Raw genomic sequence first — 19543 nt, 5'->3', positions numbered from 1 at the left:
GAATTTGCTTAATCATTTGCAAAATATCATGCACGCTGAGCCCAGTATCATGCGATTAATTGGCATTGGTTAAGATGCTGCAGCTCGACTTAAGCGATCTAACACATCAAGCCATTGCTCTTGCTCAGGAGGAAGCTCGACCCAGATATGTTTAATATCCGCATTATCTAGCTGATAGAGCGCGTAATATAGGTTTTGCGCGTAGCCCGCTTTGTCTGACGATAGTTTCATTTGCACCACGGACATATCATCAAGTGAGCCTGTTAATGCGTCTGAGTAGTACAATACTGCAATATCATTTTGCGAGAGTGTAGAGTGTAAATTTAGTTGCTCAATTAAACTGTCGCTTGCCAACAACTTAACAGGTTTAGTTGGTTGATAGTGTGCTTTAACATTGCCTGGCACTGCCACATTGTGGCTTTTGGGAAGCTGCACGTCACACTCCAACACAGCTTCTATTTGTGACTTGGTAATGGGCCCAGAACGCAAAATAGTCGGCACATCACAGGTTAAATCCAAAATGGTGCTTTCTAATCCCACTTCGCAAGGGCCTCCGTCTAAAACCGCAGCGATTTTTTTATTCAGGCCAAACATGACCTGCTCTGCCGTTGTAGGGCTGATGCGTTTGTAGGGGTTGGCAGAAGGTGCCGCTAGACCGGTGTTTAGGCGAGCGAGCAACGCGAGCACATCACGCTGATTTGGCACTCTTAGGCCAACGGTTTCTTGCCCACCCGTAACCACATAAGACACATGCGCTGCTTTTGGCAATATAATGGTTAACGGGCCCGGCCAAAAAGCATCAGCCAAAAGCTGTGCACTTTTTGGTACTTTACTAGTCCAGTGACTGAGTTTATCAACACTATCTACATGTACAATTAGAGGGTGATCTGCAGGTCGCCCTTTAGCAGCAAAAATTTTACTTACCGCGTCTGGCTGACTAGCATCTGCCGCAAGTCCATAAACCGTTTCGGTTGGAATAGCGACTAGCTCGCCTCTTTGCAAATGCTCATATGCAATTTCGACACTTTGCGGGTCGTTTGTAGATAAAATGTCTGTTTCTAAGTTTGCGCTCATACCAAATCCAATCAGGAGCTAGGCTCGTACATAGTCTGCAAACCCGCTATTATACCCTAATCAATGTACACAGCCACAACAAATCCATTAGGGCCTGTTTATCTTTCAAGTTTGTTTTTGCAGCATTTTGATTAGCATTTACACAAGGCAGAGCCAGCATAGTATAGTTATTCTATTAAGTCTGACGATAAAGACTTTGCGCTCCTGCAAAGACAACGGCCCTATAAAAGAGTATGCAGTACCTATGAACTTCAATCCCCATTTGCCTTTGGTATACCATCCAAATTACTCTTTCACATTTGATCCAAAGCACCGCTTTGTGATGAGCAAATTTGCGCGCTTATATGAGCAATGTAAGCAACTAGGTTTAATCCAAAACAACCTTTACCGCCCCAGCACAGGTACCCCTAAGCGCTTAGAGCACATTCATTGTGAAAATTATATCTGGGACCTTTGGCATAATCGCTTGAGCGAAAAGAGCATGCGTCGAATAGGCCTGCCTTGGTCAGAACAGCTAATGGCACGTACATTTACCGCGCCACTAGGTACTTTGAAAGCAGCCCAGTTAGCGCTACAACACGGTATCGCTTGTCATTTAGCAGGCGGAACGCATCACGCCCATTACGATTTTGGCTCAGGATTTTGTATGGTTAACGATCTTGCTTTTACCGCGACGGAGTTAGTCATGAGTAAACAGGTCCATAACGTGCTTATTTTTGATTTAGACGTGCATCAAGGCGATGGTACTGCTGCCATGCTCACTCATAACCCTTATGTGTTTACTTGCTCCATCCACTGTGAAAAGAACTTTCCGTTTAGAAAACATCCGAGCGATCTAGATATTGGCCTAGACAACTACCTAGAAGACCAAGCATATTTAAACACCGTCAAAGAGGTACTAACGGGGCTAATTGATGACTTAAACCCATCACTGGTGCTGTACGATGCAGGTGTTGATATTTGGCAGCATGACACGTTAGGAAAGCTAAACATTAGCTGGCAAGGCTTACAACAAAGAGACGCGCTTGTTTTATCCACTTGCCAAGCCCGCGGTATTCCCGTCGCTACCGTAATTGGTGGCGGTTATGACAAAGATCATCATCGCCTCGCGCAAAGGCACAGCATTGTTATAGAGCAAGCAGCTAAACTATAACTCTCAATGAGTTACGGGCTCTCAAACTGTTCGTTGTGCTTAGCAAGCGCTGCTCGGACACTCTGTATTATGCTAAGGTCTGTGTTCTTACTAAATGCCATACAAGCTTGGCGCTCATTTGCATTTTTAACTTCATATGCTATTTCTAATAACTCAAAAGGCCTTCCCATTTCCCGCATTCTTTCATATGCGGTGTATTCAGTGGTGATGATAAAATCAACTCTTCTTGCCAATAGCTTGCGAGGACTCGCACTGGGATCAGCCGTCAAATCAAGATTCACACCATTTTTAAAACCTTGTGCCAATAAATACTCATGAGTAATACTGCCTCTAACTAAGGAAATAATATAGTTTTTAGCATCATCTAAGCTGGTTAATTTAATATCATCGCGGCTACGCAACTTAAATAAGTACTCTTTTACAGGACTGAGTAACGGACATGCCCACAAAAATAGCGGCTCTCGCTCTTCAGTGCGATAAATTGAGTAAATCATTGTATTGGCTTTTGTTTGCGCTATTTTCATAGAACGTACCCAAGGGTAGCTTCTGATCTCATAGGAAATTTGTGCATCATCTAGCACTTCACGCACTTTTTTTGTTGCACGGCCCACTATTTCACCTCTTTCATCGGTGAAATTATATGGGACCCACTCTTCAGTCACTACATTTAACATGGGTTTTGCGTTGATAGAGTATGCAAACAATATCAATGCAAGCCAAAACACCTTCATTTAACAACTCACAATAACCGCTCATTGTTTATTATGCGTCTTAATGCAATACATAGCAAAACCAACCTATCGTTTACAGGGCAATTTTGCATTTTTTCTTAACTTCATGCACCATGCCCTCTTAAATAATAGAAAGTATAGTTAGTTATGAAATCATTCTTCTTTTTGCTCTGCATTTGGTTATGTAGTTATGGTGTGAGTGCTCAGCAATCAGCAAAGCCCACTGAATCTCAACAGGATAAAGCGCTTGAGGAGTTACAAGCGCCAATGTATAAACCCCTATTGGAACGCTATATTTTAGATGAACTAAAATCCGTACGCTATGACCAACAAAAACTGCGCGAAGACGTTACTAAGCAGGTAACTCACTCTCAGCTTGACGCAGCAGATAGAGCGCTAACCTACACCACCGACACCATCAACAATGTGTTATTCATTATCACTGCCACCGCATCTATTTTGGTGGTTGTTGGTTGGACGTCGTTAAGAGATATAAAAAATAAAGTTGAAGACTTAGTTAAAGAACGAGTGGGCAACATTACACAAGAATATGAACAAAGACTTCAGGTACTCGAATCAAAGTTAAAGGAACGATCAGAAGAAATCCTGAACAATCACAAAAAGATAACCATTACCAACGAGGTACATTCGCTTTGGATGCGCGCTAATCTAGAAAGCGACATGAACTCAAAAATAGAAATTTATGATGAAATACTAAAGCGCAAACCAGAAGACGTTGAAGCTATCGCGTACAAAGCTGACGCCTTGCTAGAGCTTGGTGAAACAGGCGTTGCAATTCAACTCTGTAATCAAGCGTTAGAGATGGATAACGACTATGGTTATGCATATTGGCAAAGAGCATGTGCCTATGCAATGCTACATCAACATGCTGATGCGATGGCTGATATACGGATGGCTTTAGAATATGCGCCTAATCTAAAAAATGAGTTATTACATGAAGCAGCGTTCGCCAGCTTGCACGACAATGCCAGTTTCAATGAACTCATTGAGCACGTTTAAGCGCCCTTTTTATTACCCGCTTCTGTAACTTATAAACCTGCTGGGCAACACCGCCCAGCTCAGCTTGCTTATTTTGCAGTTGAACGAATTGAGCATCGCTTAAATCAAATGCAGAAAAAGCGTTACGATGATGGGGAAAAGAAAAAAACAGTCGCTCAAGGCTTCCATCATCGAGTGCTATTTTTAAGCCCCTCTCAAGTAACTGAGCAAGCTCCTGATTTCCTTTTCTTACATAAAAATACATCGTTGCAGGATACTGCAAAACAAACTTTGACCAGACCATTAATTTCTCGCCTTTTATCGCCAACAGTTCAGTATTTGCTTCAGTAATGGCCCTTGGAAAATAGTAACCAGAGTGTTGTTGTAAAACTCTATATAACTCTTCATCACTATAAGTATTTTCAATTAAAAAACCATTAGCTCTTAAGATGTCAGCATCCGGCCAGTCCCTGCCAACAAGCGCTTTTAAACGCTTTAGTTGAGAAACATCTTTCAAAGCATTAAAAAAATGTGATTCGCTTTTATTGATCACTAACAGACGAATACCGTAACTACCAAAAGCTAAGGGAACAGGTATTGCAAGCGCTTGCTCACTTCGCGCTTGTGCAGACATGGTCCACATCACATCAATGTTCTGCTTTTTAAGCTCTATAAACTGACGATTTTGTGTGATCACAACATCAATCGGCTGTAACCATATATCCTGTTTATCATTCGATACCTTAGACAAAGCAAGTTCGAGTACTTTAACAAAGTACATATTGTTAGGGTTATTACGCAGCGATGTTGCATCCACATACTTAATCGTTTGTGAAAAGCTACTTTGTGAAATAAGAAGCAAAGCAAAACAAAGTTTATATATCATATAATTATTAATCTAACCTCTGTTTATAGCCTCTTTAAATATGCGTCAATAGCATGGGAAAGCAGATCATCTATCTGCTCTTCAAATTCGTCTTTATCTTTATCAAGCCTGTCTAAGTAAGCAATAACCTGAGTCGACGATAAATTTTTATTCCCCACTTTGTACTCTCTCTCAGGCAATGACTTGTCATAGCGTGGAACAAAATTAAACGATGCATATATTGGCGGTTTAATAATTTTGTTCGCAAACTGGCAAAAGCCTTCCACATAATCAACGCCGGTCGGACCTAAACACCCAGGTTCAACGCGATACAGTAGTCTTATTCTTTTGTCTTCACTCATTTTTATACCAAATTTATGTTGTTTAACTTACAAACCAATGAGTATGCAAATAATGTCAGCTTGCATTTGCGTCACCAATATTGCTCTACGGTTATATGACCAGGCTCAGCTCGCCTATGTCTTTTAAATCCGCTCTCTATTAACAGTTCAGTGGTGTCTTTCACCATTTGTGGGTTACCACAAATCATAAAATGACTGGATTTAGGCAGTTCAGTAAAACCACAATATGCACTTAACTCTCCTGTTTTCAATAACTCAGTAATTCGCCCTGTAAGGCCAGATAAAGGCTTTTCTCTAGATACTACAGGAATGTAGGTAAATTGCTGAAATAACTGCTGTGTAGCCATGATTTGATGTTGATAAGTGAGATCATCATTATGGCGAACACCGTGCACTAATATAACCTGTTTAAACCGATCCCATAGATTCCCTTGGGCAATTATCGACAAAAATGGTCCTATCGCGGTGCCGGTGCTCAACATCCAAAGCACATCGGCATCAGGAACTTCTTCAAGCGTCAAAAAGCCGTTTGGCTGCGCATCGACATATAACTCATCATTAACCTTAAGCTCAGACAATTTATTAGACAAACTTCCATCTGCAACTTCAACTAAATAAAACTCCAACACAGGGTCTTGCGGAGAATTTACAAAAGAATAGGCACGTGCAATACGCTTATCTTCAATGTGCAATGCTAGCTTCGTAAACTGACCCGCTTTGAAAGGCTGCACATCAGCGCATACTTTTAAGCTAAATAGACTTGGCGTCCACCAATTTACATCGAGTACTTTACCTGTTACCCACTGTGGCATGCATTTCCTCCATTCATAGCCTGCACGTTGCTAAATTCTTAGCTTTACGGACGCGTCCCCACCCTTAGCAAGGCCAAATTTAGTGCAGTTCGACATACTAAAACGCTTTATTTATCTGAGTTAAACCATGGCAGATATAATAATAAAGTCAAAATTTGGGACACCACGGCGCCCCCAAGAATTCAGCTAAAGACTTATCACCTCGCCTTTTGGGCTTTTGTTTAGGGTATAGCTGTATCATATCTATAATCTCTAAATGGGCCTTCATAGCAGTGCCATAGCCTCTTTCTAGTAATGGGTTGATATGCTCAATGAGCCACTTTTCATGCACTGCCGTTACCACTTGTGTTTTAATAGATTGCGCGATTACATCTAACCAATATAAATACTGTGAGTCGTGCTCTTTAAGCAAAACCTCAATGCCTGTTCGATAATCAGCAAATTTGTCCAAAGATTTATATGCCAACGCTGCGCCGAGAATATTGAATGTAACCCCTACTTTAGACAACTGATCATCAAGCAAACCATACTGTTCTCTCGCTTGTTCGAAACTACTGAGCGCATCCTCAAACTTACCCAAAGATGTCAGTATATTGCCCCTCACAACTAAATAGCCGGCCTTAACTTTCATTGATAACTGTTTTTCATCAATGCTGTTAATAAGTTGAAATGCCATAGCTGGCTGATCTGATAACTTATATACAATTGCTAAATTAACCTTAAGCAACGAATGCTCTATGTCACTTGCAGACTGCGCAAGCGCGCATGTGTAGTGCATTCGAGCTTGCTCTAATTGATTATTGTAGCGATAAGCAACACCAATTCTGGTTAGCAAAGTAAACTTCATTGGCTCTAAATAACTCGATAATTCAGCGTCATATAACCGTTTAACAATACGCTCAAAAGTAGCCCACTGCGCCGAGTTTAGCGCTGCTAACAACCCCGTATAATGTAAATCAATGATTGCTTGCTTATTCGTTGAGGTATTGGCTTGTTCAAGCATTTGAGAATACAACTGCAGCGCTTTATCAGGCTCACTAGAGGAGAGTTTTTTCAACTCATCTAGCTGCGCTGCACTTACAGGCAGCATAAGTAACGAAGACAATAGCAAAGCAGTAATCGACATCTAGAAGTAACTCCCAAAGCGTGACGCTATCAAAAGCATAGCTTTGATCTAAACAATTTTCCTAGATGTTTTACAAAGTTACAGACAAAAAAAAGCCGCACTGGGTGCGGCTTTTTGGGTGTGATTCGCTTTGTTTTAGGCGTGTCTCCAAAACTCTGCGATTACGTTACCAAGGAACTTATTCATCTGTGAGCCTAGCTAAACCCACAAATACAAATTTTTTAAATAGACTCTAAAGCGATTTTAACCATCTCGTTGAACGTGCTCTGACGTTCTTCGCTTGGTGTGGCTTCACCAGTAATTACATGATCACTCACTGTAAATAGAGCCATCGCTTTTGCACCATACTCAGCTGCTACGCCATACATACCAGCGGTTTCCATATCAACCGCCATAATGCCTAACTTATCTAGCTGCTCATAGAAACTGCTATCAGCTTGATAGAAGGTGTCGGTTGTGAATACGTTACCGACTTTGGCTTCAATACCAAGTTTACGCGCTGCATTTACGCCATTTTCTAATAAGCCAAAATCAGCTATCGCAGCAAAATCATAACCACGAACACGAGCACGGTTTACGTTTGAATCAGTGCTTGCACCTTGTGCAAAAATTACGTCGCGAATTTTGATGTCTTGACTTATACCGCCACAAGTACCAATTCGGATCAGATTTTTTACGCCATAGCTAACAATTAGTTCTCTGGCGTATATAGACATTGAAGGAATACCCATGCCTGAACCCATGATGCTTACTGGTTTACCGTTATAAGTACCAGTAAAGCCATACATATTACGAACACCAGTCACTTGACGTGCATCTTCTAAAAAGTGCTCCGCAATATATTGTGCTCGAAGCGGGTCGCCTGGCATTAATACTGTTTCAGCAAAATCACCACTGTTTGCACTAATATGAGGTGTGCTCATCGATTGTTTTCCTTCTTTATGCTTTGTTTAGTGAAGTAACAAACCCTTCACCATACTCAAGCGCAGATAAATTAAACCACTGGGCAAGGGTTTGACCTATATCTGCAAAACTTTGTCTTTCTCCTAACGGAGCATTCATCATACCCGGTGTGTAAGCCAATACAGGCACATACTCGCGAGTATGATCGGTACCTGGTGCTGTTGGATCACAACCATGGTCGGCAGTTATCAACAACAAATCATCGCTTTGCAGTTTGTTGAGTATAGTCGGTAAAAATGCATCAAATTGTTCCAATGCTTGCGCGTACCCAACTGCGTTACGGCGATGACCAAATTTTTCATCAAAATCCACTAAATTAGTGAAAATTAAACTGTGATCCGGTGCACTATCAACTAGCTCAGAGGTCTTCTCTAACAAGTTCATTAGCCCTGGCGCTTTGTGTTTCTGAGTAATGCCTTGGTGAGCATATATGTCAGAAATTTTACCTACACTGATCACTTCTCCACCGTCCGCAGCTAGTTTGTCTAATACTGTCGGCGCTGGAGGTAATACCGAATAATCTCTGCGATTACCCGTACGAATAAAGTCGGCACTCGAAGTGCCTATAAACGGCCGCGCAATCACTCGTCCTATATTCATTTCATCAAGCAGTGCCCGTGCGATTTCACATACTTGATAAAGCTTGTCAAGGCCGAATGATTGCTCATGAGCGGCTATTTGAAAAACGCTATCTACTGAGGTGTAACAAATAGGCATGCCGGTTTTCACATGCTCTTCACCCAGTTGTTCTAAAATTGTTGTTCCAGAGGCATAACAATTTCCTAGAATGCCTTCGATACCAGCCCGTTTGCATAACTCGTCTACAAACGACTGAGGGAAACAAGGTGTTGTATTTGGGAAATAGCCCCAATCAAACAACACTGGCACACCAGCCATTTCCCAATGGCCAGATGGCGTATCTTTACCGCTTGACAGCTCTTTAGCATAACCCCAAGCTGCTTGCGGGTTCTGGCGATCGCTCACTTCACATGATTCGCCACCTGCCGCTTCACAAGCGTCTAACAAGCCTAAGCGGCTTAAGTTAGGTAAAGATAAAGCCTTGCCGGTTTCTTTTTTATAAGCTTGTAAGAGGTGTGCAAGCGTATTTGCACCAACATCACCAAATTTATCTGCATCTGGTGCGGCGCCAATACCTAGGCTATCTGCCATTAAAATAATTGCTCTTGCCATCAGTTACCTCATATTTACAAGATCTGGGTTTACATATGTGGAATTATTCAACGTGCGCTCCCATTGGTTGCTACTTTAATTGTTGCTCCGAATAATCGTACAGGACATAAGTCCGCTGTCATAAAAGCATAACAAAATTCACGAACTGCTTTGAAGTTGTTGATTTTGTCTCACAGGACATAAGTCCTGTTTTGTTGTCTGCAAAATCGCTAAATTTGCATCCTAAGCGAAGCAAAAGAGATTAATCGTGTCTTTTTTGCTATTGTGATCTTCCAACGTTAACAACTGCTGGGTGTGAACTTTAGTGACACGAACAATTATAGCTATTGCTGGAGCATCTGCTTCTGGCAAATCTCTTTTTACACAAACAATATACAATGAACTGGTTAACGAGCTTGAGTCAGGCGCGATTGCCATTATTGAAGAAGACGCTTATTACAAAGATCAATCGCATTTGCCGTTCGAGCATAGAACTCAAACTAACTATGACCATCCGGATGCGTTTGAACATGACTTGCTGCGCACTCATTTAGAGCAGCTAAGAAAAGGTAATGCAGTTGAAGTACCCACTTATGATTATGCTCAGCATACTCGTAGTGACACAACTCGCACAGTAACACCCGCAAAGATTTTAATTATTGAGGGTATTTTGTTACTAAGCGATCCTGCATTAAGCGAAGAGTTTGATATCAAGGTGTTTATTGATACGCCTTTGGATATTTGTTTACTGCGTCGTATGCAACGAGATATTGAGCAACGTGGTAGAAGCTTGCCGTCGGTGGTGGAACAATACCAAGCAACGGTAAGACCGATGTTTTATCAGTTTATTGAGCCTTCAAAGCACAATGCCGACTTGGTCGTCACCCGTGGCGGTATGAATCGCGTTGCGATTGATATCATTAAAAGTAAAATAAAATACTTACTGCAAGAATAAAACGGGAACTTTGGGCATGACAACAATAATGAGCTTGGTGGGCATGTTAATGCTACTGAGTGTTGCGTTCGTTTTTTCAACAAATCGTAGCGCTATAAACAAACGTACGGTTGGCGTTGCATTTGCGATGCAAGTGGCAATCGGGGGCTTTGTACTGTTTGTTGAGGCGGGTAAAAACGCTTTGGCGAGCATGTCGAGCGCAGTTTCGGCTGTGATTGGTTACGCCAATGACGGAATCGGGTTTTTATTTGGGCCATTAGCAGACAAAAGTTCTTTGGGCTTTATCTTTGCGGTGCAAGTACTCCCTGTGATCGTATTCTTTTCTGCTTTAGTGGCTGTTTTGTACTACTTAGGCATTATGGAATGGATCATTAAAATTTTAGGTGGCGGTTTACAAAAGCTGTTACAAACATCAAAGCCTGAGTCTTTGTCTGCGACTGCAAATATTTTCGTAGGTCAAACAGAAGCGCCTTTGATTGTTAAACCGTTTATACCAACGATGACAAAATCTGAATTATTTGCCGTAATGGTGGGTGGTTTAGCAACGGTGGCAGGCTCCGTAATGGCTGGATACGTGGCAATAGGTGTAGAGCTTAAATACCTAATTGCGGCGAGCTTTATGGCAGCACCGGGTGGCTTCTTGATGGCAAAAATGATTGTGCCAGAAACAGAACAACCAAAACAAAACTTAGCAGATGTAAATGCTGAGGAAGACAAACCAGTTAATGTTATAGATGCGGCTGCGGCAGGCGCATCAAGCGGTATGCATTTAGCTCTTAATGTAGGTGCAATGCTACTGGCATTTGTAGCATTAATTGCTTTGTTAAATGGCATGTTAGGTGGAATTGGCGCATGGTTTGACCATCCAACCTTAACATTGCAAGAGATTTTAGGTTACGTATTTGCTCCAGTAGCATGGCTAATTGGCGTGCCATGGGATGAAGCCGTTACAGCCGGTAGTTTTATCGGTCAAAAGTTAGTAGTGAACGAATTTGTTGCCTACTTAGACTTTATGAATTATCGCGATGGGTTAAGCGAACATACACAAGCGATTGTCACATTCGCGTTATGTGGCTTTGCTAACCTATCATCAATAGCAATTTTACTAGGCGGACTAGGCGGTATGGCGCCAAGTCGTAGAAAGGATATCGCACGCTTAGGGCTCAGAGCGGTTTTAGCAGGGTCAATGGCTAACCTGATGAGCGCAGCAATTGCAGGGTTTTTCCTCTCGCTAGCTTAGAAACTTAACGAGATATGCCGCATTTGCAAAACAATTGGTTGACTGCCTTAAGGGGTTAAGGCATTCATACTAACTTGAACGATACTTCACCAAAGGGCCGCAAGGCCCTTTTATCGTTTTAAAGCCATAAACTTTTTTACCGCGCACACGTCTTTTTGTTACCATATTTCCTACATCAAACAGAGCAGATAAAACACGTAAGCAAATACCGTGTTGATGGAATGCTACTCACCGATTAAAGCTACGAATAATAAAAACAGCTCACAGGAGTCCATATGCAAACTTATTACCTTGAAATGCGCTCGAAAGAGGCTTTTAAGCCTGCAGTCCAATCACCGGACTTATCCATCGTTGAAGTTGAGTTGCCACAGCCACAGTTCAACCGGTTTTTGTATACGTTTGTTGGCAAGACTTGGCAGTGGACTGATAAAGCACTTTGGAGTGAGCAACAATGGCAAAACCATATTGATACGAACAACATAAGAACCTGGGTGGCTTATGTACGTGGTGCGATTGCGGGGTATTATGAATTGAGCAAGCAGCAAAATGGCGATGTTGAACTAATGTATTTTGGGCTCACGCCAACATTTATTGGGAAAGGGTTAGGTGGCGCATTGCTCAGCCATGCTATTAACAGTGCTTGGTCTATCGAGTCAACCAAGCGTGTTTGGGTTCATACCTGTGATCTAGACCACCCAAGTGCCCTGCCTAACTACCAAAAACGTGGTTTTTCTTTATACAAAACACAAACCGACTAGCCTTTAACAAGCGCAAAGCCCCCGTCATTACAAATGTGTCGTTTTGCAATTCAATACGATGGCCACTTTATGCGGGTATCCCCTTGGCTTCGGGCTCAGGCCTTTCCTCATAGCTATGCTCGAGCCTTTCAATCGCTTGGTATGCATAGTGTTTGTCCTGTTCAGGAAATGTAGCGATTAGCTGTGCAAACTCATCAAATGTCCAGTTGGTCCGTTGCGTGCCAAGCCCTTGAGCTATCTTCTCGTAGCGTTGTTGGTTATCTTGAGTCCTATTCGCAAGCCATGCTAAAAAGGCAACTACACTGCAGTTAACACAATCCGTCGCATAATCGACTAAAAATTTATCTGCCAATTTAATGGCCTGCGGGTATTGCTGAGCAACCACTGACCAGCCAATTCGCGCGGCTCGCGCGCTTTGCACCTTAGCCTGAATCGCTGGGCTAGTATCCTCTGCATATGCGGCTATAACTGCATTATAAGCATTGGGGTTGTTATCACGCTGTGCAATATCATCCGATTGATTAAACATGGCTTTGGCGGCTTGCAGTCGTATTTCGTCATGTTCGTCATTGCGGTAGAGGTCAATAACCTTGTTGTATGCGTCTGGGTTGCTATCACGCTTTGCAATATTATTCGATTGGTTAAACATGGCGTTGGCGACAGCCAGTCGTATTTCATCATGTTCGTCGTCACAATAGAGGTCAATTATTTTGTTGTATGCGTCAGGGTTGTTATCACGCTTTGCAATATCAGCCGATTGATTAAACATGGCCCACACGGCTCGCAGTCGTACTTCATCATGCTCGTCGTTGCGGTAGAGGTCAATAACCTTGTTGTATGCGTCTGGGTTGTTATCACGCTTTGCAATATCATGCGATTGATTAAACATGGCTTTGGCGGCTTGCAGTCGTATTTCACCATGTTCGTCATTGCGGTAGAGGTCAATAACCTTGTTGTATGCGTCTGGGTTGTTATCACGCTGTGCAATATCAACCGATTGATTAAACATGGCCCACACGGCTCGCAGTCGTATTTCATCATGCTCGTCATTGCGGCAAAGGTCGATAACGTCATTGTATGCGTCTGGGTTGTTATCACGCTGTGCAATAACATTCGATTGATTAAACATGGCTTTGGCGGCTTGCAATCGTATTTCACCATGTTCGTCATTGCGGTAGAGGTCAATAACCTTGTTGTATGCATCTGGGTTGTTATCACGCTCTGCAATATCATGTGATTGAGCAAACATCGCTTTGGCGGCATAAAACTTAAGCTCAATATTGCTGCTACCTTTATAACGCTCTATCACAAAGTGATATAGATCATCTCGCTTGATTGATGTTGCCGATAGATAGAGCTTTTCTGCAACCCACCCCCTTAAATCATTACTAAGACCGTCATCCGCAGGAAACTCATCAAGCAGTTTAGTGATATCACCGTCTATGATATACAAATCAGGGATATACTTCCCTGTCAACCCTATCGGAGGATAAGGTTGTTGATAGTGTGTCAATGCATAGGAACTATAAAGCCTGTTATAGGCATGTTCACACCCCATACTCGCATTGCTAATCAATAAATAAATATCTTCTGGATGCTCCTTAACTAGTTTAATAAGCGTCTCTAATTCCTCATTAAATGTTGACAAAAGTTCATCAACTTGGAAATGACTTAACCCCCTTAGCTCAGTAATGATACGTAACTTCTCGCCTAAGCCCAGTGACAGAGAGTAAATACTCTTATCGACCATCTCCAATGCGGTGTCACGCTCTTTGCTGGTCAATGCGATTTGTTGTGCACTGGCGGCTAATGTGGGCACAATATGTTGCGCTGGTGTTTCCATAATGATTTTTTTGAGTGCTCTGCTTAATGCAATGGCTAAGTTATAGTCTCCTTGCAGTGACTGAGCATGTTCACCTAACCTTTCAATGGCTTCTAATCGCAATACAATATCTGGTTCAGTAACCAGAAAATGCACTAAAGGAATATCACACAACAAATCATGGCCCAGGTGCCATTGCATTGCTTTACCACTGCCCGTTGTCGACACCCACCCTTGGCGCTGCAACATATCAGAGGCTTTTCGTAATGGTTTCGGAAGCCCCTCTCGTATCGCTTTATTCATCGGGTATAGGCACAGTAAACAAGTGAAGTCTTCATCAGCTAGATTGTCATCAATATGGCGACGTAAACGTTTTACCAACCAATAACCATCATCCTTGTCGCTTTTGTTATCTGTCATACCATGATTACTAAAATCGTAACTCACCAGAGTAGCAATCAACGGCACCGCTGAGTCAATGGCTTGAGAACGCAGCGGCTCTGGCACCTTGGCATTAGTGAGTATCTCTTCACATACCTGTTTTCGCCAAGGTAATAATAGTCGGTCATTAAGAGATATCTCTTGGCAGGCTCTTGAGTTTAAATATACAGGCCCATGCATAGTCGCGGAGCCATTACTTAGTGTTCTTGTGGTTGTGATTAAAAATGCATACCCTTTGCTTTGACTGATGATGGCTTGGTGAATACCATCATATAAACTGCCCATTTGCTCTATATAATCAATAATCAGCAAGGTTCTACATTTATTCAGTCTCGCATCTTCGATGATAGATTTTACATCTTCTAAACTCGCATGTTTTTGTACCAACACACCTCGAAACCCAGATGCGCGATACAACTCCAGCGCAAGGCGTGTTTTACCTAAGCCACCATCTCCGGTTATAACTAGAGGCCGAGTGTGATCTTCAAGACAAGACCGTAACTTGAATATACCCAACTCTTTTGGTGCAGCGACATAAGTTTGAATGTCCGCGCGCAATCGTGCCCTTAGTCCATCTTTACCCGCTAACCATTCAGGATCATCAAAGCCTATTGGCAGCGATTGCTTGGTCCCAAAGCTAAGCTTGCTAAGTACATACTTTCTGGGTAATTGGAAAGCGAACAATATGCCTAACACGGCCATTATGAACCCAAGTACCGCAGACCTATTCTCAACCACAAAAAATGCGATCACATCAACAGTGTCAATAACAACGGAAAGCCAATACATAATTAGTCCTTGCTGCTAAGCTTTGAATTCAGAGTGTAGTTTTAAAACATACTCATTTATTCTCATGATATCAATGCCATGGAGTAAGGCTCGCAACCTTTTTATATGGGTATTCGTTTTCAAGTGCTGCAATCACAAACAGAGTTAATTTGACAGCAGGTTATTTGTAAACAAAGCTTAAAGTATTGTTGAATATAAATAATCAATCCAAAAGCTCGTAGAACCGCGCCAAGAGTCTTGTGTTCGGTTTATCATTCTAACAACAATATGCCCGTTCTACGGCTTGCTTAAAAACTCACGGTTACCGTATACAGACTCCGATGCGACTGAGCCTCATAACTAGCTCAGCTGGCATAGTATAGGTTAGGAGCTGTTATGCACGACGCCCTATTCTCTTTGTTTTTTATGACCTTACTACTTTTTGGCAGCCCAGGTCCCGCGCCAATTTCTTTACTTGCTTCAGGTGCAAATTTTGGCTACAGGCGTAACTTACCTTTTTTAACCGGGATACTGATTGGATTATCTCTGGCGATGGTGTTGGTCAATGTGGGGTTGGCTCAGCTTATTGAAACCTCGCCTCAATTTGCTTCAGGGTTATCTATTTTATGTGTCGGCTACCTTGTATATCTAGCATACAAACTGTATGTGCAAGATACCCACAATAGGAGCAACGATAAGTTGCCGGGCTTTACGCAAGGTGTGCTATTAAACCTTATTAATCCAAAAGCGTATGCTTCACTGATCACACTCTTTTCTCAATTTAGCATTGGTAGCGCTCCGCTGTTCAACCCATTGCTATTTACCGGCTTGATCTGTATTAGTTTGGTCGCAATCATTGACGCATTATGGTTATTAGCGGGTGCAAAGCTTGGAAAAGTATTTAGGAGCCGCCAACATATTAAGCGGCTCAACGGGGTTTGCTCTTTGGCTATATTGTTAGTGGCTTCAGTGCTAATTAGTCATTAAACCTGTCGCTCAAGCGCGGCGCCATAAAAACCATCAAAATGGGTGTTTACACCGGGTAGCAAGCTTAACTCTTCCACAAGTTTAAACTGTGGGTTATTTTCTAAAAATGCATGTACTTGTTGTTGGTTTTCACTCGGTAAAATCGAGCACGTGGCATACACCAAGCGGCCGCCAGGTTTACACATCTGGCTATAGCGCTGCAGTATTTCTCCTTGCAGCGTTATCAAGTTTTCTATGTTGTTGTTTGCCAACTGCCATTTGGCGTCTGGATTGCGGCGCAGTACCCCAGTGCCAGAGCACGGCACATCAAGTAACACTCGATCAAACTTGTCTTTTAAGCGTTTTACTGTTTTGCTATTTTTTATAAGGCGAGTTTCAAGCATATGCACGCCAGCTCGTTTGGCGCGTTTTTTCAATATATCGAGCTTGTGTTGATGAATGTCCATAGACAACACGTAGCCTTTATTTTGCATTAACGCAGCGATATGCAAGCTTTTACCCCCAGCTCCCGCGCAGGCATCGACCACTCGCAACCCTGGTTTTACATTTAACAGTGGTGCTATCTGTTGAGACCCTGCGTCTTGCATTTCAAACCAGCCTTGAGAAAACGCTTTGGATTTAAATAGGTGCCCGTATTTCGTTACCTCAAGGGTATCTGTGTCGGGTAGTAACTGGCATTCTATATTTTCCCGTGCCAGTTCTACTTGCAAAGCTGATGCATTGGTTTTAAGCGTATTGGTTCTTAAGTAGGTTTTGGCTGGGTTATTTAACCCTTGCGCAACGTTCAACCACTGCTCACCAAGCTCGTTAGAGGCTCTTTGCCATAACCAATCGGGGTAACTGTTCAGCTGTGCGCTAGTTGCCTTGTCTAAATTGTCATTTAATAGCTCAATACTTAGTGCTGTAAGCTCACTCCAATCTGGCAATGTTTTGGCGTTGAGCAATTGGTATGCCCCCCAAATATGCCACATTGAAGGACTATCATTGTCTTCGTAGCCAAGTGCGACTGTGAGCTTGCGCCACCAGCGAATAATATTGTAGGTGTCTGTAACAAAGGTTTGCCTATTTGTAAGGTCCCAATACGTTTGTTCACCAAGCACTCGCTCAATTACTTTATCTGCATATTGCTCAGTAAACATTATTTGCTCTAGGGCAAAAATTTGCGCTTCTACACTTTGACGTTCTGCGTGCACAGACAACCTCATTTATTCAATATATCAGTGCAGATTGTAACTTTTTTTCTGTATAACAGCGAATAATTCTAACTAGCCTCTGGTTTGGATAATAGTTTTAGAATAGGAAATACTTGCAAACTGGCAAAACGAGCCGTTTATGACCTACAGCGCATTACAACCAGCCTTTTATTACGAATATAACAATTATTTACATATCTATGATTGTCTCAGATACAGTATCAGATATCATAACGGCAATACCAAGGCTTACGTAACCAAAAACATTTATTACAGACTGAACTATGAGTGATATTTGAATGAGGATAGAGATAACGCAAAGCATGGACGACTTTTGTTGAACTAGCCTACTCTATGTTTAACAGCAAAGCCGATAGTGCCCGCTATCGGCTTTTTACTAACTTTTATCGAGCAAAATTATTGAACATCTCGAATAAACTTCCATGGCTGGGTAGAGTCCGGCGTATTACCTTGAGTCCACCACTTCGCTTCATATATTTTATTTTTATAGCTAACCTGATCGCCTTTTAAATAGACTTTACTTGCATCCCACGCAGCCACACCTCCTACTGGTGGCTCGTCATCTGGTGGCGTTAGCTCATCCACCACCGTGACTTGTGGCCAACTTGCATGAGATTTATAAAAGTTCGTTACACACTTTTCATAATCCCCTGGTACTAGTGCAGAATAAGCCGTTTGATACCCCACGAGCTTACATTCGAACGAATAACCACCTGGTCGGTCTGAATAATAGGCCCAATCACCTTCCCAGTTGGTATACAGTACATCTGTGGCCCCATTTAGGTTTAAGCTCCCATACGGCGTTTGTTGCCAGCAGGTGTTTTCTTCATCTGTTTCAATTGGGATATTATAATAGTGCGCCAAGCCTTCCCAATAGCGAATACGATTAACTGGCTGACCTTTATTTTTGTTTTGCTCGCCACACTCAATACCGCCATTGATCACATTGATAGTCGTGCCAAAGCCATAGCCAATACCTGCATCTTGCTCGCGCTGAGAAGGCACCCACGTGCGGTCAATCACATGCAGCATGGCAGGCTTTGGTGCTTGGGGTGTTAAAAAGAACCAAATTGCAGATGCAAGATTCAACCACGAATCAGCCACCAGCCCTGGGTTATTCAGTAGCACAGTAGCATCGCCATCAAACATTACTTCTGAAAACGCACCATAATTAAAGTGATATGAAAGCTGTTTAGCGCCACGGCCGAAATAACCCTGCCCTTGTGCACAAGGCCAACGTCTATTTTGCCAATCGTTTTGACCACACCCTGTTGTATATCCAGGCTGACCTTCCGACCAGCCCATTTCACGTACATGTACTAAAGCTTGTTGCCACTCTTCTAAACCTAACGGGTTATCAGAAACATTATCCTTAGCAATATGCCCACCGGTTTCTTGTGAAAAGTGTGCAAAAGCGGTCACAATTGATTTTTTACAGATAGCGTCGGCGTTACGCCCATCGCTATACTCTCCACAGAATGCAGGGAATTTACCAATTGCTCTTAAGAATCGAGTATAAGTGTATTCGGGCGCTGCCATGTGGGTTAAAAAATCCCACTGCGCTTGAGGAAAAACACGCTCTACACGCTTTACATTACTGGGGTTATCGCTACGACCTGGCAAAATTGCTTCAACAACTGCATTACTTCTTGTTTCTAAAGCTTTTGCCCAGATGGCGTACATTGGGTTGCTGGTTTTAGCTGCAACCGTTTCTTGTAGTTCTACTTTTGATATCAGATAGCCACCAGGGTTTTGCGGATCAGGTTCAATCGTCATTGCACTTGCAGATGAAATAGCAGCTATATTGAGCGCTACCATCATAGGGGTTAACTTAAACATGTTGTTCTTCCTTCTTTATATGTTGTATCGAGTGAGAAACAAAAAATTCACACTGGATTTAAGAGTATTAACCAAATGACATCGCTGTCAACGACTTTATGTGAAGGAATGTAACAATCAACTTGACCAATAAACGTTCAAATTTGTAGACGCAAAAGTGTAGCCTTTTAATTGTTAAGTATAATTTCTACAAAACTTACCCTGTCCCTGCATTTTCATGAAGATTTATTATTAAATTCACAGTAAGGTAAGAAGGTAACAATT

General features: G+C 42.3%; 17 protein-coding genes. 6 read left to right on the top strand and 11 right to left on the bottom strand.

Annotation, left to right across the window (positions count from 1 at the left end; genetic code table 11):
• Positions 1–69 precede the first annotated feature (69 nt).
• Positions 70–1074: an L-threonylcarbamoyladenylate synthase gene (locus HG263_RS16935; protein WP_171627277.1), complete on the bottom strand. Its 1005-nt coding sequence runs from the start codon at positions 1072–1074 to the stop codon at positions 70–72.
• A gap of 244 nt (positions 1075–1318) precedes the next feature.
• Between HG263_RS16935 and HG263_RS16930 the strand changes: the two genes are divergently transcribed.
• Complete coding sequence (locus HG263_RS16930) at positions 1319–2227, top strand: histone deacetylase family protein (RefSeq protein WP_171627276.1); 909 nt, start codon at positions 1319–1321, stop codon at positions 2225–2227.
• Between the two features lie 11 nt (positions 2228–2238).
• Here the strand turns inward: HG263_RS16930 and HG263_RS16925 are convergent, their stop codons facing one another.
• Complete coding sequence (locus HG263_RS16925) at positions 2239–2958, bottom strand: substrate-binding periplasmic protein (protein ID WP_171627275.1); 720 nt, start codon at positions 2956–2958, stop codon at positions 2239–2241.
• 147 nt (positions 2959–3105) lie between these two features.
• Here HG263_RS16925 and HG263_RS16920 point away from each other — a divergent pair, with 147 nt between their 5' ends.
• Positions 3106–3978, top strand: a complete 873-nt coding sequence (locus tag HG263_RS16920) for a tetratricopeptide repeat protein (RefSeq protein ID WP_171627274.1) — start codon at positions 3106–3108, stop codon at positions 3976–3978.
• On the opposite strand, the gene HG263_RS16915 is transcribed toward HG263_RS16920, so the two are convergent.
• The 6 genes from HG263_RS16915 to HG263_RS16890 all read right to left on the bottom strand — a co-directional run bounded on the left by HG263_RS16915 (position 3962) and on the right by HG263_RS16890 (position 9276).
• A complete protein-coding gene (locus HG263_RS16915; protein ID WP_171627273.1) occupies positions 3962–4843 on the bottom strand; it encodes a transporter substrate-binding domain-containing protein in 882 nt (293 codons plus the stop codon). The genes HG263_RS16920 and HG263_RS16915 overlap by 17 nt on opposite strands.
• Before the next feature lie 23 nt (positions 4844–4866).
• Complete coding sequence (locus tag HG263_RS16910; protein WP_216628489.1) at positions 4867–5184, bottom strand: hypothetical protein; 318 nt, start codon at positions 5182–5184, stop codon at positions 4867–4869.
• Between the two features lie 71 nt (positions 5185–5255).
• On the bottom strand, positions 5256–5996 hold the full coding sequence (locus HG263_RS16905) for a ferredoxin--NADP reductase (RefSeq protein WP_171627272.1): 741 nt from the start codon (positions 5994–5996) through the stop codon (positions 5256–5258).
• 148 nt (positions 5997–6144) lie between these two features.
• The gene (locus tag HG263_RS16900; RefSeq protein WP_171627271.1) at positions 6145–7122 is read right to left on the bottom strand and encodes a YfgM family protein; all 978 of its coding nucleotides are present in this window, start codon (positions 7120–7122) and stop codon (positions 6145–6147) included.
• A 221-nt stretch (positions 7123–7343) separates the two neighbouring features.
• Complete coding sequence (deoD, locus tag HG263_RS16895; protein ID WP_171627270.1) at positions 7344–8045, bottom strand: purine-nucleoside phosphorylase; 702 nt, start codon at positions 8043–8045, stop codon at positions 7344–7346.
• Between the two features lie 16 nt (positions 8046–8061).
• On the bottom strand, positions 8062–9276 hold the full coding sequence (locus tag HG263_RS16890) for a phosphopentomutase (RefSeq protein ID WP_171627269.1): 1215 nt from the start codon (positions 9274–9276) through the stop codon (positions 8062–8064).
• Positions 9277–9580: 304 nt separating this feature from the next.
• Between HG263_RS16890 and udk the strand changes: the two genes are divergently transcribed.
• The 3 genes from udk (at position 9581) to HG263_RS16875 (ending at position 12208) form a co-directional block, all read left to right on the top strand.
• Positions 9581–10210 (top strand): uridine kinase, encoded by a 630-nt coding sequence (udk, locus tag HG263_RS16885; RefSeq protein ID WP_171627268.1) that lies wholly within the window; start codon positions 9581–9583, stop codon positions 10208–10210.
• Between the two features lie 16 nt (positions 10211–10226).
• Positions 10227–11450 carry a NupC/NupG family nucleoside CNT transporter gene (locus tag HG263_RS16880; protein ID WP_171627267.1) on the top strand — a complete coding sequence of 408 codons (1224 nt, stop codon included), beginning with the start codon at positions 10227–10229 and terminating at the stop codon, positions 11448–11450.
• 275 nt (positions 11451–11725) lie between these two features.
• A complete protein-coding gene (locus tag HG263_RS16875) occupies positions 11726–12208 on the top strand; it encodes a GNAT family N-acetyltransferase (RefSeq protein WP_171627266.1) in 483 nt (160 codons plus the stop codon).
• Positions 12209–12275: 67 nt separating this feature from the next.
• On the opposite strand, the gene HG263_RS16870 is transcribed toward HG263_RS16875, so the two are convergent.
• Positions 12276–15260: a HEAT repeat domain-containing protein gene (locus HG263_RS16870; protein ID WP_171627265.1), complete on the bottom strand. Its 2985-nt coding sequence runs from the start codon at positions 15258–15260 to the stop codon at positions 12276–12278.
• 375 nt (positions 15261–15635) lie between these two features.
• Between HG263_RS16870 and HG263_RS16865 the strand changes: the two genes are divergently transcribed.
• Positions 15636–16226 (top strand): LysE family translocator, encoded by a 591-nt coding sequence (locus HG263_RS16865; RefSeq protein WP_171627264.1) that lies wholly within the window; start codon positions 15636–15638, stop codon positions 16224–16226.
• Here HG263_RS16865 and HG263_RS16860 read toward each other — a convergent pair.
• Complete coding sequence (locus HG263_RS16860) at positions 16223–17419, bottom strand: RsmB/NOP family class I SAM-dependent RNA methyltransferase (RefSeq protein WP_343044006.1); 1197 nt, start codon at positions 17417–17419, stop codon at positions 16223–16225. The genes HG263_RS16865 and HG263_RS16860 overlap by 4 nt on opposite strands.
• Before the next feature lie 417 nt (positions 17420–17836).
• The gene (locus HG263_RS16855) at positions 17837–19279 is read right to left on the bottom strand and encodes a chitinase (protein WP_171627262.1); all 1443 of its coding nucleotides are present in this window, start codon (positions 19277–19279) and stop codon (positions 17837–17839) included.
• Positions 19280–19543: the final 264 nt, after the last annotated feature.

This window comes from Pseudoalteromonas caenipelagi (genome assembly GCF_013140855.1).
GTDB lineage: Bacteria > Pseudomonadota > Gammaproteobacteria > Enterobacterales > Alteromonadaceae > Pseudoalteromonas > Pseudoalteromonas caenipelagi.
Note: the sequence above shows the minus strand (reverse complement) of the source record. Positions and strands in the feature narration are given on the sequence as shown.

Bases quoted from the DNA above. Each gene is read 5' to 3' on its own strand.
- HG263_RS16865 (WP_171627264.1), top strand. From the start codon at position 15,636: ATGCACGACGCCCTATTCTCTTTGTTTTTTATGACCTTACTACTTTTT.
- HG263_RS16910 (WP_216628489.1), bottom strand. From the start codon at position 5,184: ATGAGTGAAGACAAAAGAATAAGACTACTGTATCGCGTTGAACCTGGG.
- HG263_RS16890 (WP_171627269.1), bottom strand. From the start codon at position 9,276: ATGGCAAGAGCAATTATTTTAATGGCAGATAGCCTAGGTATTGGCGCC.
- HG263_RS16900 (WP_171627271.1), bottom strand. From the start codon at position 7,122: ATGTCGATTACTGCTTTGCTATTGTCTTCGTTACTTATGCTGCCTGTA.
- HG263_RS16935 (WP_171627277.1), bottom strand. From the start codon at position 1,074: ATGAGCGCAAACTTAGAAACAGACATTTTATCTACAAACGACCCGCAA.
- deoD (WP_171627270.1), bottom strand. From the start codon at position 8,045: ATGAGCACACCTCATATTAGTGCAAACAGTGGTGATTTTGCTGAAACA.
- HG263_RS16915 (WP_171627273.1), bottom strand. From the start codon at position 4,843: ATGATATATAAACTTTGTTTTGCTTTGCTTCTTATTTCACAAAGTAGC.
- HG263_RS16870 (WP_171627265.1), bottom strand. From the start codon at position 15,260: ATGTATTGGCTTTCCGTTGTTATTGACACTGTTGATGTGATCGCATTT.
- HG263_RS16930 (WP_171627276.1), top strand. From the start codon at position 1,319: ATGAACTTCAATCCCCATTTGCCTTTGGTATACCATCCAAATTACTCT.
- HG263_RS16880 (WP_171627267.1), top strand. From the start codon at position 10,227: ATGACAACAATAATGAGCTTGGTGGGCATGTTAATGCTACTGAGTGTT.
- HG263_RS16905 (WP_171627272.1), bottom strand. From the start codon at position 5,996: ATGCCACAGTGGGTAACAGGTAAAGTACTCGATGTAAATTGGTGGACG.
- HG263_RS16925 (WP_171627275.1), bottom strand. From the start codon at position 2,958: ATGAAGGTGTTTTGGCTTGCATTGATATTGTTTGCATACTCTATCAAC.
- HG263_RS16920 (WP_171627274.1), top strand. From the start codon at position 3,106: ATGAAATCATTCTTCTTTTTGCTCTGCATTTGGTTATGTAGTTATGGT.
- HG263_RS16855 (WP_171627262.1), bottom strand. From the start codon at position 19,279: ATGTTTAAGTTAACCCCTATGATGGTAGCGCTCAATATAGCTGCTATT.
- HG263_RS16875 (WP_171627266.1), top strand. From the start codon at position 11,726: ATGCAAACTTATTACCTTGAAATGCGCTCGAAAGAGGCTTTTAAGCCT.